Genomic DNA, 15,392 nt, shown 5'->3' with positions numbered 1-15,392 from the left:
AACCTGCTACGAATGATAATTACCGAAGATTTTAGAGCCCTTAGCCTCGTCGATTGGCTGCAACATGATGTGTTATTAAACCTACTCGACCTAGCCCCTGCCTCTAGTGATGCCAGCTTTAGGCGTTATTTTAGAGCAACAACCGACCAAGGCAGTTATGTTGTTATGGACGCACCGCCTGATAAAGAAAATCTGACGGCGTTTATTCATGTCGCAGAACTCTTACGCTCAGCCGGTATCAACACCCCGCAAATCTATGCACAAAACCTAGACGACGGTTTTTTATTGCTACAAGATTTTGGCACTATTAACTACTTAGACCATTTAACAGAACACAACGCTGACACGCTTTACCACCGGGCGTTTGATGTGTTATTTAAGCTACATAGCAACCCACTGCTTGCAAACGTTGCGCTACCACCCTATGACCAGGCGCTATTAACCCGCGAGTTAAATCTATTTGACGAATGGTTTTTACAGCAAAAACTCGACTTAACTATCCCTGACGCATTATGGCAGGAAACAAAACACTTATTAATTGATTCCGCCCTCGCACAACCTCAGGTACTGGTACACCGAGACTACCATTCACGTAATCTCATGGTATTACCGGAACAGGTACCTGGCGTCTTAGACTTTCAAGATGCGTGGTAGGCGCTATCACTTACGACTTAGTATCGTTGCTTAAAGATTGTTATATTGCTTGGCCAATCCCTCGCGTGCACGAGTGGGTTCAACATTACCATCAACGTTTATTAGATGCGGGTTTAATTGACTGCTCAGCGCAACAATTCCAACGCTGGTTTGATTTTATGGGTTTACAACGACATTTAAAAGTCTTAGGGATTTTCTCGCGCTTAAGCTTGCGTGACAACAAACCCGGTTATTTAAAAGACATACCACTGACCTTCAGCTATGCCTTAAATACCTGCTCAGCTTATGAAGAATTAGCCGACTTTCACCTGTTCTTAAACACCCAGATAAAGCCTGTTTTAGCAGAGAGCCTATGAAAGCCATGATTTTAGCCGCCGGACGTGGCGAACGTATGCGTCCCCTCACCGACCATACCCCCAAACCGTTATTACGGGCCGCAGGTAAACCATTAATCGAACATACACTTAATCAGCTTGTGACTGCCGGTTTCACTGAGATTGTTATTAACCACGCCTATTTAGGTGAGCAAATCGAAGCATATTTAGGTAATGGTGAACAATTTGGCGCTACTATCCAATACTCCGCTGAAGGCAATACAGCCTTAGAAACCGCTGGCGGTATTATTAACGCCCTGCCCTTACTCGGAGAACAACCGTTTCTAGTGGTCAATGGCGATATAGCCACCGATTTTGACTACCGGCTACTACAAAATATCGAGATAGACTTAGCCTATTTAGTCTTAGTCGATAACCCTGAGCATCATCCTCAAGGCGATTTTGCGCTGACGGATGACGGACAACTCAAGGAATGTGGTGAACATAAACTCACTTTTAGCGGCATTGGCGTTTATCACCCGGCCTTATTCAACAACTGTCAACCCGGTATTTTAAAATTAGCGCCTATTCTGCGAGCTGCCATGCAACAAGCCCAGGTGCATGGCTGCCATCATCAAGGTTTTTGGTTAGACATAGGCACACCAGAGCGCTTGCAAGTGTTGTCAGCAAAATATGGCACTACATGATGCTAGAAACAGCAATCGACTGATTTCGTCCATGCTGTTTCGCATAATAAAGACTTTTATCGGCCGCTGTAATAAGCTTATCGAACTGCAATCCAGTGCTTTTAGAATCGCTACGCCAATACTTAACGTGCTTTGAAATGATTGCCCGTTAACTTCAAAGACCAATGCGGCATAAGCATTGCGTATGCGCTCCGCTAATACCAGCGCATCTAATTCGCTGGTCGAAGGCATTAGAATACAAAATTCTTCGCCGCCATAACGCGCAAAGCAATCTGCATTGCGTATCGTAGCGTTTACCATTTCAGATAAGCGCTTTAATACTAAATCACCTGTTTGATGCCCATAGGTATCGTTAACCACCTTAAAATAATCAATATCCAGCAGCATAACCGACAAACGTTTTGCCTGTGCGTTGAAATAACGAACAAAACATCGCACCTTTTTCCTCTAAACTGCGTCGATTTAAGGCGTCTGTTAATTGATCATGCGTGGCTAACATCTGTAAATGCATCGCCAAGCGATAATTCAGCATGAGCACAAAGCCAAAGGTTAAGCATAACTGAGTCACACTACCGACAAAAAATGTTACCGGATTAATTAACGCGGAAGCATAAAGCCAATAATTCGGGTCAGGAAAAACAATCAGTTTTAGTGCTCTAGTAAAAAACATAGCGCCTTGAATCGCAAACGCACCGCCGGTAAACCAATAAGCCGTTCTTAGCGGTTGCTCAATACGGATGAGTAATGCTTTAGCACATAACGCATTAATTAAACCAAACGCTAACGAATTGGCAATTACGCGACCATTAATATCTGGCCTAAGAATGCAAAACCACAGATTTTGCAACAATACTAAAACAATAAAAATACTGGATAACAACCATAGCTGACGTTGTTCCTTAAAACGCCTTAATACCATTCCAATATAAGCATAAAGCTAACGCTAGCAACACAGAGCCCACAACAATAACCCAATTTGGCTCTAAACTCGGTCTTTCTTGCAGTAGGGCTAACCCTAAACTCAGTCCAGCGCAAAAACTCGCTACCGCCCAGTGGCGCATACCTCGAATACTACCGGCATGTAATCCAGCTAATGCCAGTAAGCCACAGAAGAGTAAATTTAAGCAAGCCACCATCACCATCATGGTGCGCACATCCAGCGATTTCATCGGTATAACCTGTCAGGTTGGCTGATTAGATTAGCATTTCTTATAGCATGAAATTAAGAAAATCACAGCCTACTAATACGCTTAACGCCAGTTAAGTTGCATAGCATGATTTTGTATCACTATTTCACTTATTTTTAATATGGTAAATGTAAAGTAACCTCGCCTTACGGCAATCTAATATTAATACAGAGAGGTCATCTTATGAATAAAACAACTCTTGCTTTAGCTATGAGCATTGCAACATCAAGCACGGCTTTTGCGGCAAATGATTTTGGTTTAGAAGTGCAAAATTTATTAAAAGCACAATCTTATAAATTTTTCGGCATCGTAAAACCATTAAACAGCTCTGAAACCACATCTGTGCCTCGCGTTGATGGTCAAAAAGCGAATGATTTAATCAAATTAGCCAATGGCTTAACCGCTGAAATTGTAACGCGCCAAGCAGGCGATAGTTCTGACATGATGGCATTCTGGCCGAATGATACCAAACCAACTCACATTGTTACCTGCATCGAGGCCGGTAACGATGCTATCGGTACTTATGCTAGCGGTACTGTAAAACTCACCCCTTCTGTTCAAACAGTCAATCTTAAAACGGGAGAAGTTAATACCATTTTACGCGGTATGATTGCTTGCGATGGCATTCGTCGGACACCGTGGAACACGATTGTCGCTACTGAAGAAGAAGATGACGGCGGGTTATATGAAATTCTTAACCCCTTAGCCACTACCGAGCAAACCTTAGTGGCTCGTGGCGCTAGTGAAACAATAGACAGTGAAGGTAAAGCTGTCACTGGACAAATCGCCTATCGTGGTGCCGTAGGCAAACTCGCTTGGGAAGGATTGGATTTAAACGCGCAAGGTGTTTTATATTACGGCGATGAATTACGTCCAGGCGCAGAAGGCGCTAACTCAGATGGCGGCAGTATTTTTAAATTTGTACCCAGCAAATTATGGGATGGCACGGCTGTCACCGACTTAAGCCAATCACCGTTAACAGCAGGTACGATTTACGCTTACCAAGCCTCTTGCCAAAATAGAAATAGCAGCAGTTTCCCGCAATTTGGTCAAGGTTGTGAAATTGGTGAAGGCGCTTGGGTAAAAGTTGATAGCACTAATTTACGCGCATCGGCTGACGCTAACCATGCAACAGGTTACTACCGTCCTGAAGATGGTCACTTCGATCCGTTATATGTGGGCACCGGTGTTAAATTCTGCTGGACAAATACTGGCAGTGCCAGCGCGCAGAACTATGGCGAAGTCGTTTGTTTAATCGATGCGAAACCAGTAGGTACGGGGGAAGTAACGGTTAATAATCCTAGTGTTAACAGCCATGGCTTAACTTATTTAGCGGATAGCACTGAGAGCAAAGGCTTTGCCGTTGCTGTTGCTAACCGTGCTGTAGAAGGCGATACTGACTTAAATCAACCCGATAACCTAGCCTTCCAACCTATCACCGGCAATATGTATGTTATTGAAGATCATGACTTCGGTGATGTATGGGCTTGTTTACGCGACGGCAAAGACCGTGATATTAAATCTGACGGCTGCATCAAAGTGTTATCAGTTCGTGATAGTAGCGCTGAGCCAACTGGCTTTACTTTCACTGCTGATGGCAAAACCGCTTACCTCTACATTCAACACAGCGATGACTCTGCTTGTACCGATAGCAGTAACTGCCAAAAACATGATGATTATGTAACTGACGATTTAATTAAAATCACAGGTTTTAAAGTCGGTAAAAATAACGTTTTAACATTAAAAGGCCGCTCACAGCGGCCTTTTTTTATTTGCTAAAACGTAAAAAACGTCGATACGGTGAATCTTGCTTCCAAGTAAACGCTTCGGTGTAATAATGTAGCAACGCTAAATAACCAATCACGCCAACAGTCACCGCTTTTTTAACTTCGGTGGCAAATAACACCTGCGTAATATATTGCACTAAATCATCGCCATAAGCTTGCAACACAAAAGCTAAACCAAACGATAAAAGTGGTAGAACGGCAGCAACAGGAATTTTGTACTGTTTGGCTTTTTTGTACAACACGGCATCCGTGTCGAGTTGGTGTTTATTCAAATCATGCGTGATGTAGACCATATACGCAGTTAAATCGTGTACTAAACGTGGCACTAAAATAGCGAAAAAATAATATTTTTCGGAATAAAAATAAAAGCTACTGATAATTAACAAAACATTCGCCCAATAAAACCACTTGGCAAAATGGGTAGTCACAAAGCGCTGGGCGTAAAACGCAAACAAAATAAACAGAAAACAGAAAACACTGGCAACTTGACTTAGTTCTTGCGCTTGCTCAGGCGATAACTGGTTTCTTAAAAAAATCGCTAAATAAATCGCAATACCGGCCATGACACTTAAGGCTAGCAGGATGTTATAGCTCCATGCAGGCAACTTACAAACACCTCGTGCAATACCGTATTGCTGTTTAATCACATGCAGTACCGTCCATGATGCTACAGCTATGTAAAAAACTCTATAAGAAATAAATAAACTACCAATACCAAAAATTACCGCGACACAAGCTGTCATCAGCGCTATTTGCTTACGATAATGAACAAAATATTCTTTATTACACGCTAAAATCAACGTACTTGCGATGATATGTGGCGTACCGAATAAAACTTGAAATAATACGAAATGGTTTGGCGATGTCGGCAACACAGCCATAATGCTGCCATTGAGAACGAACTTATCAATAAGTTGTAAAATAAAACAAACGGGGATGATTGCGTATATACCTAATATCGTCCGCAACGATAAGGTATACTCACGAGCATGGCATTGCTCATGATAAGGAAGCATAGAAACAGACATGATTTATCCTCTTTTATATTAATTTTTATTATTGGATTAGCCACGAGAAGTAAGACCCACTCCTGACGAAAATCCGTAGATAATGATAACAGCCATGTTATTTTGCCTTATTTGGTAATTGCTTTTTTCACTGTTGCTAACTTAACGAGCTTGGCAACTCGCAACGATTCCTTACCTCCTATCAGTTACGTCTAGCGTGACGAAAATGTTAACGTTTTTTTTAGTTCAAAAAAAAGCCGATCAATGATCGGCTTTTTTGTTTAAATAAGCGGCGAGCTTACAAGCTTCCAGTTGAGTTTAATTCATCAAATGCTTGTAATAAACGGTTAACCATACCGGTTTCACCTGCTCTTTGCCATACACGAGGATCATAATATTTCTTATTAGGTTTATCAGCGCCGTCTGGATTGCCTATTTGACCTTGTAAATAACCTTCGTTTTTTTTGTAATATTCCATAATACCGGCCCAAGTTGCCCACTGGGTATCAGTATCAATATTCATTTTCACAACGCCATAGCTGATAGACTCTTTGATTTCTTCTGCAGATGAGCCTGAGCCACCATGGAAAACAAAGTTTAAGCTGTTCGCAGGAATGCCGTATTTTTCAGAAACATACTTCTGTGAGTTGTCTAAGATTTTCGGAGTTAACTTAACATTACCCGGTGAATAAACACCGTGAACATTACCAAATGAAGCCGCTATCGTGAATTTATCGCTAATTTTAATTAAGTGCTCATAAGAGTAAGCCACATCTTCAGGCTGCGTGTAAAGCATGGAGTGGTCTTTATCACTATTGTCAACACCATCTTCTTCGCCACCGGTCACACCTAATTCAATCTCTAAGGTCATGCCTAGCTTAGCCATACGGGTTAAATATTGACCGCAAATTTCAATATTCTCCGCTAAACTTTCTTCCGATAAATCCAGCATGTGCGAGCTGAATAAGGGTTTACCATGTTCAGCATAAAATTTTTCACCTGCATCTAATAAACCATCAATCCAAGGCAATAAATTTTTTTGCAGCATGATCGGTATGCAAAAATTACAGGTACACCATAGCTTTCCGCTAATGCATGAACATGTTGCGCACCAGAAATCGCACCTAAGATAGCTGTTTTCTGGCCTTCTAATTTCAAACCTTTCCCTGCAACATACTGCGCACCACCGTTAGAAAACTGAATAATAACGGCAGATTTTTGCTTTTGCGGCAGCTTCCATAACCGCATTGATAGAACTGGTTCCGATTACATTGACCGCAGGCAATGCAAAACTATTGGCTTTCGCAATTGCAAATATTTTTTGCACATCATCACCGGTAACAACACCGGGTTTGACCACATCTAAAATCTTTTGTGACATTTAACAACTCTGTAGGTAGTGTGAATATAAACAAATGAGCGTTTTGGCTTTAGTAAAGCCAAACGCATTGTTTCTTTATGCTTCCAATGTTTGTAAACGTTCAGCCAACAATTTCTCTAAAGTTTCTAATGCCGTAGTAAATCCCGCAATACCTTCTGATAGTTTTTCTGTGGCCATTCTGTTTTCAGCATGCATTTTATCGAACGTATCTTTATCCATAGAAAGCTTTTCGATATCCTGAGTTTTCGCGACTTCTGGATCTAATTTGCGAGGTAACTCGCCTTCAGTAGCCTGTAATTCGCCTAATAATGAAGGTGCAATCGTTAACAAGTCACTGCCCGCTAATTCAGTAATCTCACCGATGTTACGGAAACTTGCGCCCATAACTTCAGTTTTATAACCGAATTTTTTGTAATAATTGTAAACTTGCGTGACAGATAATACGCCTGGATCTTCCGCAGGTGCGTAAGAATCACGGCCAGTATCTTTTTTATACCAGTCTAAGATACGACCTACAAATGGCGAAATTAAAGTAATACCATTCTCGGCACAAGCAATCGCTTGATGTAAACCGAATAACAACGTTAAGTTACAGTGAATGCCTTCTTTTTCTAACACAGCGGCCGCTTGAATACCTTCCCAAGTGGCTGCGATTTTAATCAAGATACGCTCACGCGAAACACCGTTTGCTTCATACTGGGCAATTAAGTCTCTACCTTTTGCGATAGTTGCTTCAGTATCATACGACAAACGCGCATCAACTTCAGTCGATACGCGACCAGGAATGATTTCAAGAATTTTTAAGCCGAATGAAACGGCTAAACGGTCAAATGCTAACGACACAACTTGCGCAGGCGCGGCATCAGCACCTAATGTTGCTCTAGCACCTTTTAACGTATCATCAACAATACCTTGATACTGCGGCATTTGTGCTGCCGCTGTAATTAATGATGGGTTTGTGGTTGCATCTTGTGGTTTATATTTTTCAATCGCTTGAATATCACCCGTATCAGCAACAACAACCGTTACTTCTCTGAGCTGTTCGAGTAAATTTTTTGCCATGTGATTACCTAGTCTATTAGTTAAAAAAACTGATTGTTTGCGTCTCTGTTCTTCAGCTTTTTCGTTAAGCTTGCTGACGCATATATTTTTCTACGCCGGTCTCAGAAGAGGGTTGTTGCTTAGCCATAAGCGTTTGCCTTGCAACATATTTTGCTACTCGGCTTAATTGCGGCTCACTTTCTTTACTTTTCAAGTATTTAGCAACACCTGTCAATTCTGATTTAGGCGCGACTTGTTTTTCTTTTTGAGCTTGTCTTGCTAACAAATCTTGGCGCAATAAATACTTGCCTACTTTAGATAAAGGCGGAGTATTTTCTTGATTTTTTAAATACTTAGTAACGCTAGATTCATTAACAACAACTTGTGCTTGCTTTGCTTGTTTTTCGGCTAAATGCTGTTTTGTTAGGTATTTAGATACTTTACTGGGTTTAGGCAGACCTTCTTGCTTTTTCAAATATTTAGCAACACCAGTTAATTCTGGCTTGCCTTTTTGATTGCTTAAGTATCTTTCCACACCTGTAGAAGAAGCTTTTACTTGTTTTTCTGTGAGAGCTAAGCGACGAGTATACCTAGTAACACCAGTCACTTTATGCTGTTCCTGTTGCTCCAAATATTTTGCCACCCCTGTTTGCATAGGCTTAGCCTCTTCAGCTTGCGCGGCGACAACGGCTTCGGCTGATTTAAGCTGTAACAACTGTTCTTGTTTTTCAAGATACCTAGCAACGCCGGTCGCTCCGCTTAAATCAGGTGTAAACACCGGATAAGCTAAGTGAGTTTCCTCTGCCTTAGGCTTCTTTAGAAAAAAGAATAAACCAGCCACAGCAGGAAACATTAACCCGCTAACGTGATTCTGATTCATGAATTAGCCTCTATCGCGCAAATATTTCTCTACACCTGTAGCTGCTTCGGTAGCGCTAGATTTTGCAGCTAAAGCTTGTTTTGCTACATATTTGGCAACACCGGTTTTAGTAGCCGCTGATTTAACTTGTTTTTCTAAGTAGCGCGATACGCCTGTGCCGTTAGCTTTATTAATGTAACGCGCAACACCGGTTAAGCCACCTGGATGCGCAGCAACTCCAGAGCCACTTGATTTTGTAGAAGAGGATGAGCCGCCTTGAGATTGGCCTCTCATTAAGAATACGCCCGCTAACACTAAACCGACTAAGCCAATCAAATATGTTGATGAGCTATCTTTAGCCTCTGCTTTGCTGGCAGAGCTAGCGCTTTCAGAAGTGGTAGATGCAGCTGCCGATACAGAATCATCTGATTTTGATTCTCTTACGGGAGCAGTATTGTGTTTGTAGTTCGCATCGCTATAAACAACTTGTGGTTGAAAATTAGCAGCAGGATATTTAGGGTCTGCTTCACTCGCACTATAAGCAGGTTTTGCATCTGCAGCTGCGGCATTTACTTTAGTGTTTTTAATATAGTCATCGTCTTGAAACACGACTTGGGGTTGAAAATCAGAGGCTGGGTATTTTGTTTCAGCTCCTGCTAATGGACTGGCTGCGATAAGACCGATAAATAGACTGTTAATCAGATAATTCTTGTTCACTTTGCTCACCTATACGTCAGAATTAACAGACGCCTCAACTTAACCTGATTTAATTAAATCGTAGTATCAGTCGAAGCGCCTCCTCATTATTGCTTTGAATTGTTATTATTAAAGTATTGCTTCTACGTGTTTCACAACATTTTTCAACTGTGAAGCCAAATTCCTTGAAAAGCAGTCCTGCCGGAGCTGATTCACCGAAGTGATTAATTCCGATAACATTGCCCTGGCTCCCGACATATTTCCACCAACCATCCGTACAACCTGCCTCAACAGCAACTCTTTTCGTCACAGAAGACGGTAATACAGATTCCCGATAAGCTTGATCTTGTGCGTCAAACACATTGGTAGATGGCATTGAAACCACACTGATTTTCTTGCCCTTACCCGCTAATTCTTCGGCGGCTTTAACGGCTAGTTCAACCTCAGAACCTGTAGCAATAATAATCGCATCAGCTTCGCCTTCAACAGCTTTTATCACATAGCCACCACGGCTTATCGCCGCTATTTGTTCAGGAGTGCGAGCCATGTGAGTTAAGTTTTGTCTTGAGAAAATCAATGACGTCGGCCCATCTTTACGCTCAAGTGCAGCGCGCCATGAAACAGCGGTTTCAACCGCATCGCACGGACGCCATACGTTCATATTAGGAATTAAACGTAATGTTGCTGTTTGCTCTATCGGTTGATGGGTAGGACCATCTTCACCTAAGCCAATCGAATCATGGGTATAAACAAATATCGAACGAATCTTCATTAACGCAGACATGCGTAAAGCGTTACGCGCGTATTCGGAGAACATCAAGAATGTCGAACCAAACGGTATAAAACCACCATGTAAAGCGATACCATTCATAATAGCTGACATGCCAAACTCACGAACACCATAGTTAACATAGTTTGCGTCAGCATGGTCGCACATGGGTTTATAACCTTTCCATTCGGTCATGTTCGAGCAACCTAAGTCAGCCGAGCCACCAAAAATTTCAGGTAATAATTTCGCATAGCCTTCGATAGAAGCCAACGATGACATACGTGTCGCTGTGGTCTTTGCTTCAGCATTCACGGCCGCAACAAAGGCGTCGGCATCCGCTTGCCAAGTTGCAGGTAAATCGCCTGCTACACGGCGTTCATATTCTGCCGCCAATTCTGGGTACGCCGCTTTATAGGCCGCAAATTTTGCGTTCCATGCAGCTTCTGCTTTTGCACCTTTCTCTTTAGCATCCCACGCAGCATATACATGAGCGGGAATTACAAAGGCGTCATAATCCCAACCTAAAGCTGCCTTGGTTAAATTAATTTCATCTTGACCTAATGGCGCACCATGACAAGCATGAGAGCCTTTTTTATTAGGAGAACCAAAGCCAATCGTCGTTTTACAACAAATCAATGTTGGCTTATCGGTCATCGCTTTAGCCATGCTAATGGCTTTTAGTAAAGACTCGCTATCATGACCATCGACATCTGGAATGACATGCCAACCATAAGCTTCAAAGCGTTTAGGCGTGTTATCAGTAAACCAACCTTCAACATGGCCATCGATAGATATTCCGTTATCATCCCAAAACGCAATTAACTTGCCTAAGCCTAACGTTCCAGCTAATGAACACGCCTCATGTGAGATACCTTCCATTAAGCAACCATCACCCATGAAGACATAAGTATGATGATCGACAATAGCATGGCCGTCTTTGTTGAATTGGCCTGCTAATGCTTTCTCGGCGATAGCCATCCCTACGGCATTAGTAATCCCTTGTCCTAAGGGACCTGTAGTTGTCTCAACACCTGGCGCATAACCGTACTCTGGATGTCCTGGCGTTTTTGAATGTAATTGGCGGAAACTTTTTAACTCTTCTATTGGCAAGTCATAACCCGTTAAGTGCAATAAAGAGTATATCAACATGGACCCGTGTCCATTTGAAAGCACAAAACGGTCCCGATTTGACCATTTTGGGTTGACAGGGTTATGTGTCATAAAATCATTCCACAACACTTCCGCTATGTCAGCCATTCCCATGGGCGCACCCGGATGTCCGGAGTTTGCTTTCTGAACGGCATCCATGCTCAAAGCGCGTATGGCGTTCGCTAATTCTCGGCGCGAAGTCATATTGTTCTCCTTACTGCGTAGGTAAATTATTCGATCGTGACCGTGAGGGCCTAAGGCTTCGTCACTGTTATTGTGTGTAGTTAATAAAAAAGGAACGAGAGGAAGACCCTCTCGTTCCTTTAAATCACTCTAAATTAGCGTGTCTTTCTCTCATCACTTCTTCAGGAATACCTTTATCATGGATAATATGAGAAATGGTTGATTCCAAGAAAAGCAATGTAGAGAGTTCAAATACTGTTCCCATTGGCATACCGTACACTTTTCCGTATTGTTCGGCAGTACCAATTTGCAGTACAGTCTCGGCCATGTCACCGATAGTGGACCCACTTTTAGCAGAGATTAATACAATTTTTGCACCGACTTTTTGGGCACTTTTAGCAAAGGCTATTAATTGCTCAGTCTCACCAGAACCAGAAATGATAATCAATAAATCGCCTTGTTTGATACTTGGCGTTACGATTTCACCTACGACGCTAACATCGTATCCAGCATGAACTAAACGCATTGCAAAAAAATTGCCTACTAATTTTGACCGACCAGCACCTGCGATAAAAATGCGTTTTGCATTGTCTAACATTTCGGTCAGTTTGACATCGTAGGTGTTGTCAGTAGCGTCCAGAATACTGGATATCTTATCGACAACAAGTTGCTGATGCATTAATTAAACCTCTGTTGCTTCTACTAAATCGCGAATTTCACGTGCCGCTTCTGCTGGAGATGGTGCACCGTAAATTGCAGCGCCAACTACGATAATGCTTGCACCTGCTCTTACTACGTCTTGAACAGTTGATGCTTTAATACCGCCAGCAACAGAAACTCTAACGTTCAAACCTAATCTAGCAATATCTGCTAAATCAGTGAAAGGTGTGTGACCTGCGGCTTGTGCGTCAAGACCTGTATGCACACCCATGATATGAGCACCTGCTTCTGCAGTTGCACGTGCGCAAGCAACTTTGTCTTCAACATTGATTAAGTCGATTTGAGCTTCTGCGCCGTGTGCGTTTGCTGCTTTAATAACGCCTTTGCAAGTCGCTAAGCCAGAAACACCTAATACCGTACAAATATCAGCGCCAGCTGCATAGAATGGCGTTGCTTCATATTCACCAGCATCCATGGTTTTGAGGTCAACCAAGATTAATTTATCTGGGAATCTTGATCTCATTGCTTTAACCAAATTGACGCCATTGTGTTTGATGCACGGAGTTCCGATTTCAAAAATATCGATATAAGGCGCAACTTGATCAGCTAAAGCAATAGTTGCGTCGAAATCTAATGAGTCCAATGCCATTTGAATTAATGGTCTAACCATGATATGTGCTCCGAAGGGTTATATTAGTTATATTTTGGTTGCATAATTGTTTTGCGAATGTAACTGTAAAGGAGAAAGGGCAGACCTGTCAATGCCCATTACACAATCAACTCATTGGATTCATTTGTTGTTAAGCTAATGCCGTGTTGATTTTCGCTTAAAACCCAGTTATTTTTTTTCGCATGATAATATAATCACTTAATTTATTTAGTTATTTTTCATGACTATACTCGTTAAAGGTAAGTTGAATTAGGTATTGATTATTCTTTTTCAAGAGAAAGCTCTTATACTAAGCGGCAGATTTTTTAATATTCACCTCAGCTAACTTTTCGAGATTAATGCATGGCAATACTCAGCAACATTCGCGCCCTCATTATTGATATGGATGGCGTCTTATGGCATGGTAACAACCCTCTTCCTGGGCTTGTTGACTTCTTTCAAACGCTTCGTCAATTAAATATTCGCTTTATTTTAGCCACTAATAATGCCAGCCTAACCCAACAGCAATATGTCAGCAAACTCGCTGACATGGGCGTATCTGTTAGCCCTGAAGAAATAATGACATCAGGGATTGCCACAGCTCTTTACCTGGCAGAACACGAAGACCCGGCCAAAACCCGAATTTTTGTCATCGGCGAAGACGGTGCTAAGCAACCCTTACTCGAAAAAGGTTTCACGCTAACAGACTTATATCAACTCAATACCGAGAACACACCAGGACAAGGCGCTGATATTGTTGTATGTGGCAAAGACCAAACGTTAACTTGGGATAAATTGGCTACAGCATCATTGAATATCCGTGCTGGCGCAAAGTTTATCGGCACGAATGCTGACACCACACTACCCACCGAGCATGGCATTACACATGGCAATGGCGCCATTTTAGCGGCCTTGCAAACAGCAACAGGCGTGAGTCCAACTATCATTGGTAAGCCCGAACCTATCATGTATCAGCAAGCCATGAGCTTACTAGCGGTACCCCCTAATTTAACAGTTGCCATTGGCGACAGACTAGAAACTGATATTTTAGGTGCAGTGCGTACTGGTATTCGCAGCTTAATGGTGTTAACCGGTGTTTCTACCGAAGCCGATTTACAGCATTCTGACTATCAACCAACCTGGGTTATGTCTGATATTCAAGCAGTTACTGAAGCATTAAAAGCCATGACCACCTAGCAGGACATGTTATGAAAAAATTTATTACTAGCGTCAACAGCTTATTAGAAGACAGCCTTGATGGCTTCGCATTAGCACACGCGGATATTGTTGCGTTGAATAAAGACCCTTTTTTTTATTAAACGCTTAGCGCCAAGCACACCGGGCAAAGTCGCTTTAATATCCGGTGGCGGCTCAGGCCATGAACCCTTGCATATAGGACTGGTCGGCAAAGGCATGTTAGATGCGGCCTGTCCTGGTCAAATCTTTACGTCACCCACACCAGACCAAATGCTTGCAGCTGCTCAAGCTGTCGACCAAGGTGGCGGCGTATTATTTATCGTAAAAAATTACGCTGGCGATGTCATGAATTTTGAAATGGCATCCGAAATGTTGGAAACAGCCAATGCCTCAGTGATTGTCGCCGATGATGTCGCATTACCGAAAGCCCATAGCACTGGAAGACGTGGTGTTGCCGGTACGTTAATCGTTGAAAAAATCGTTGGCGCTGCAGCAGAAACAGGGACAAGTCTAGCAGCTTGTAAACAGCTAGCCGAACGCGTGTTAGCCGCGACTGCATCTATGGGAGTCGCTTTAACTAGCTGCACTGTACCGGCCATAGGTCACCCGACATTCCATCTAAGCGAAACAGAAATGGAAATGGGTGTAGGCATACACGGCGAACATGGTCGTGAAACTTTACCGATCGCTAATACCCGTGACATTGTTGAACATTTAGCCAACGCGATTAACGAAGAGCTAAAACCATCTGCCGGTCAAACCGCATTACTGCATGTTAATGGCTTTGGTGCTACACCCTTGGTTGAGTTGTATACCGTCTACCATTTAGCCGCGCATTATTGGCAACAACGCGGCGTAACCATCACCCGCTCGCTGGTCGGCAACTATACAACATCGCTGGATATGGCGGGGTGCTCGTTAAGCTTATGTTTATTGGATGAGGAATTAACCCGTTATTGGGATGCCCCGGTACATACTGCGCATTTACGCTGGGGCTGTTAACGCTGGCTACACACTTTAAGTAGGGACAGGGTATTCAGAGTGCATAACGCCAGGGATGGCGTGTAGTAGGGCAACGCAGGAGCAGTTGCCGAGGACGCCGTGAATACATCCCTGTAGGCTTGGCGGCAGCATCCCTGCTGCCAACACCTG

At 42.7% G+C, this 15,392-nt stretch carries 14 protein-coding genes and 3 pseudogenes; 6 read left to right on the top strand and 11 right to left on the bottom strand.

The window, feature by feature from the left end; genetic code table 11:
- Window positions 1-12: 12 nt before the first annotated feature.
- From VZ94_RS31455 to murU, 3 genes are all read left to right on the top strand, one after another.
- Window positions 13-654 (top strand): aminoglycoside phosphotransferase family protein, encoded by a 642-nt coding sequence (locus tag VZ94_RS31455; RefSeq protein ID WP_338040189.1) that lies wholly within the window; start codon window positions 13-15, stop codon window positions 652-654.
- Between the two features lie 65 nt (window positions 655-719).
- A complete protein-coding gene (locus VZ94_RS31450) occupies window positions 720-1,010 on the top strand; it encodes a hypothetical protein (RefSeq protein ID WP_338040188.1) in 291 nt (96 codons plus the stop codon).
- Complete coding sequence (gene murU / locus VZ94_RS01785; RefSeq protein ID WP_045777921.1) at window positions 1,007-1,675, top strand: N-acetylmuramate alpha-1-phosphate uridylyltransferase MurU; 669 nt, start codon at window positions 1,007-1,009, stop codon at window positions 1,673-1,675. The genes VZ94_RS31450 and murU overlap by 4 nt, the downstream gene beginning before the upstream one ends.
- Here murU and VZ94_RS27685 read toward each other — a convergent pair.
- The 3 genes from VZ94_RS27685 to VZ94_RS27675 are packed head-to-tail and all read right to left on the bottom strand — an operon-like array spanning window position 1,652 to window position 2,844.
- On the bottom strand, window positions 1,652-2,062 hold the full coding sequence (locus tag VZ94_RS27685; protein WP_052700109.1) for a GGDEF domain-containing protein: 411 nt from the start codon (window positions 2,060-2,062) through the stop codon (window positions 1,652-1,654). The two genes, murU and VZ94_RS27685, sit on opposite strands and share 24 nt — an antisense overlap.
- On the bottom strand, window positions 2,046-2,594 hold the full coding sequence (locus tag VZ94_RS27680; RefSeq protein WP_239649549.1) for a hypothetical protein: 549 nt from the start codon (window positions 2,592-2,594) through the stop codon (window positions 2,046-2,048). The genes VZ94_RS27685 and VZ94_RS27680 overlap by 17 nt, the downstream gene beginning before the upstream one ends.
- On the bottom strand, window positions 2,575-2,844 hold the full coding sequence (locus VZ94_RS27675) for a hypothetical protein (RefSeq protein WP_052700107.1): 270 nt from the start codon (window positions 2,842-2,844) through the stop codon (window positions 2,575-2,577). Before VZ94_RS27675 ends, VZ94_RS27680 begins: the two co-directional genes overlap by 20 nt.
- Window positions 2,845-3,045: 201 nt before the next feature.
- On the opposite strand from VZ94_RS27675, the gene VZ94_RS01775 reads away from it, so the two are divergent.
- Window positions 3,046-4,641 carry an alkaline phosphatase PhoX gene (locus VZ94_RS01775; RefSeq protein WP_045777920.1) on the top strand — a complete coding sequence of 532 codons (1,596 nt, stop codon included), beginning with the start codon at window positions 3,046-3,048 and terminating at the stop codon, window positions 4,639-4,641.
- On the opposite strand, the gene VZ94_RS01770 is transcribed toward VZ94_RS01775, so the two are convergent.
- The 8 genes and pseudogenes from VZ94_RS01770 to hxlA form a co-directional block, all read right to left on the bottom strand.
- Window positions 4,631-5,677, bottom strand: a complete 1,047-nt coding sequence (locus tag VZ94_RS01770; protein WP_045777919.1) for a hypothetical protein — start codon at window positions 5,675-5,677, stop codon at window positions 4,631-4,633. The genes VZ94_RS01775 and VZ94_RS01770 overlap by 11 nt on opposite strands.
- Window positions 5,678-5,954: 277 nt before the next feature.
- Window positions 5,955-7,037: pseudogene (fbaA, locus tag VZ94_RS01765) on the bottom strand (class II fructose-bisphosphate aldolase).
- 75 nt (window positions 7,038-7,112) lie between these two features.
- Entirely contained in the window at window positions 7,113-8,099 is a 987-nt protein-coding gene (locus VZ94_RS01760) for a transaldolase (protein ID WP_045777918.1), read from the bottom strand.
- A gap of 64 nt (window positions 8,100-8,163) precedes the next feature.
- Window positions 8,164-8,958: a hypothetical protein gene (locus VZ94_RS01755; RefSeq protein WP_045777917.1), complete on the bottom strand. Its 795-nt coding sequence runs from the start codon at window positions 8,956-8,958 to the stop codon at window positions 8,164-8,166.
- Window positions 8,959-8,961: 3 nt separating this feature from the next.
- The gene (locus VZ94_RS26355; RefSeq protein WP_045777973.1) at window positions 8,962-9,654 is read right to left on the bottom strand and encodes a hypothetical protein; all 693 of its coding nucleotides are present in this window, start codon (window positions 9,652-9,654) and stop codon (window positions 8,962-8,964) included.
- Window positions 9,655-9,762: 108 nt separating this feature from the next.
- A pseudogene (gene tkt / locus VZ94_RS01745) lies at window positions 9,763-11,755 on the bottom strand (transketolase).
- 124 nt (window positions 11,756-11,879) lie between these two features.
- The gene (gene hxlB, locus VZ94_RS01740) at window positions 11,880-12,413 is read right to left on the bottom strand and encodes a 6-phospho-3-hexuloisomerase (RefSeq protein ID WP_045777916.1); all 534 of its coding nucleotides are present in this window, start codon (window positions 12,411-12,413) and stop codon (window positions 11,880-11,882) included.
- A 3-nt stretch (window positions 12,414-12,416) separates the two neighbouring features.
- Window positions 12,417-13,064: a 3-hexulose-6-phosphate synthase gene (gene hxlA, locus VZ94_RS01735; RefSeq protein WP_045777915.1), complete on the bottom strand. Its 648-nt coding sequence runs from the start codon at window positions 13,062-13,064 to the stop codon at window positions 12,417-12,419.
- A gap of 342 nt (window positions 13,065-13,406) precedes the next feature.
- On the opposite strand from hxlA, the gene VZ94_RS01730 reads away from it, so the two are divergent.
- Together VZ94_RS01730 and dhaK are read left to right on the top strand one after the other, a co-directional pair.
- On the top strand, window positions 13,407-14,240 hold the full coding sequence (locus VZ94_RS01730) for an HAD-IIA family hydrolase (protein WP_045777914.1): 834 nt from the start codon (window positions 13,407-13,409) through the stop codon (window positions 14,238-14,240).
- Between the two features lie 11 nt (window positions 14,241-14,251).
- A pseudogene (dhaK, locus tag VZ94_RS01725) lies at window positions 14,252-15,242 on the top strand (dihydroxyacetone kinase subunit DhaK).
- The last annotated feature ends 150 nt before the right edge of the window (window positions 15,243-15,392 follow it).

The sequence above is a fragment of the Methylocucumis oryzae genome, from assembly GCF_000963695.1.
Classification (GTDB): domain Bacteria; phylum Pseudomonadota; class Gammaproteobacteria; order Methylococcales; family Methylomonadaceae; genus Methylovulum; species Methylovulum oryzae.
Note: the sequence above shows the minus strand (reverse complement) of the source record. Positions and strands in the feature narration are given on the sequence as shown.

What these genes read in the sequence shown, in the direction of transcription:
- VZ94_RS01770 (WP_045777919.1), bottom strand. Translation starts at nt 5,677, where the DNA reads ATGTCTGTTTCTATGCTTCCTTATCATGAGCAATGCCATGCTCGTGAG.
- VZ94_RS27675 (WP_052700107.1), bottom strand. Translation starts at nt 2,844, where the DNA reads ATGAAATCGCTGGATGTGCGCACCATGATGGTGATGGTGGCTTGCTTA.
- VZ94_RS01760 (WP_045777918.1), bottom strand. Translation starts at nt 8,099, where the DNA reads ATGGCAAAAAATTTACTCGAACAGCTCAGAGAAGTAACGGTTGTTGTT.
- VZ94_RS27685 (WP_052700109.1), bottom strand. Translation starts at nt 2,062, where the DNA reads ATGCTGCTGGATATTGATTATTTTAAGGTGGTTAACGATACCTATGGG.
- hxlA (WP_045777915.1), bottom strand. Translation starts at nt 13,064, where the DNA reads ATGGTTAGACCATTAATTCAAATGGCATTGGACTCATTAGATTTCGAC.
- hxlB (WP_045777916.1), bottom strand. Translation starts at nt 12,413, where the DNA reads ATGCATCAGCAACTTGTTGTCGATAAGATATCCAGTATTCTGGACGCT.
- VZ94_RS31455 (WP_338040189.1), top strand. Translation starts at nt 13, where the DNA reads ATGATAATTACCGAAGATTTTAGAGCCCTTAGCCTCGTCGATTGGCTG.
- VZ94_RS01730 (WP_045777914.1), top strand. Translation starts at nt 13,407, where the DNA reads ATGGCAATACTCAGCAACATTCGCGCCCTCATTATTGATATGGATGGC.
- murU (WP_045777921.1), top strand. Translation starts at nt 1,007, where the DNA reads ATGAAAGCCATGATTTTAGCCGCCGGACGTGGCGAACGTATGCGTCCC.
- VZ94_RS27680 (WP_239649549.1), bottom strand. Translation starts at nt 2,594, where the DNA reads ATGGTATTAAGGCGTTTTAAGGAACAACGTCAGCTATGGTTGTTATCC.
- VZ94_RS01775 (WP_045777920.1), top strand. Translation starts at nt 3,046, where the DNA reads ATGAATAAAACAACTCTTGCTTTAGCTATGAGCATTGCAACATCAAGC.
- VZ94_RS01755 (WP_045777917.1), bottom strand. Translation starts at nt 8,958, where the DNA reads ATGAATCAGAATCACGTTAGCGGGTTAATGTTTCCTGCTGTGGCTGGT.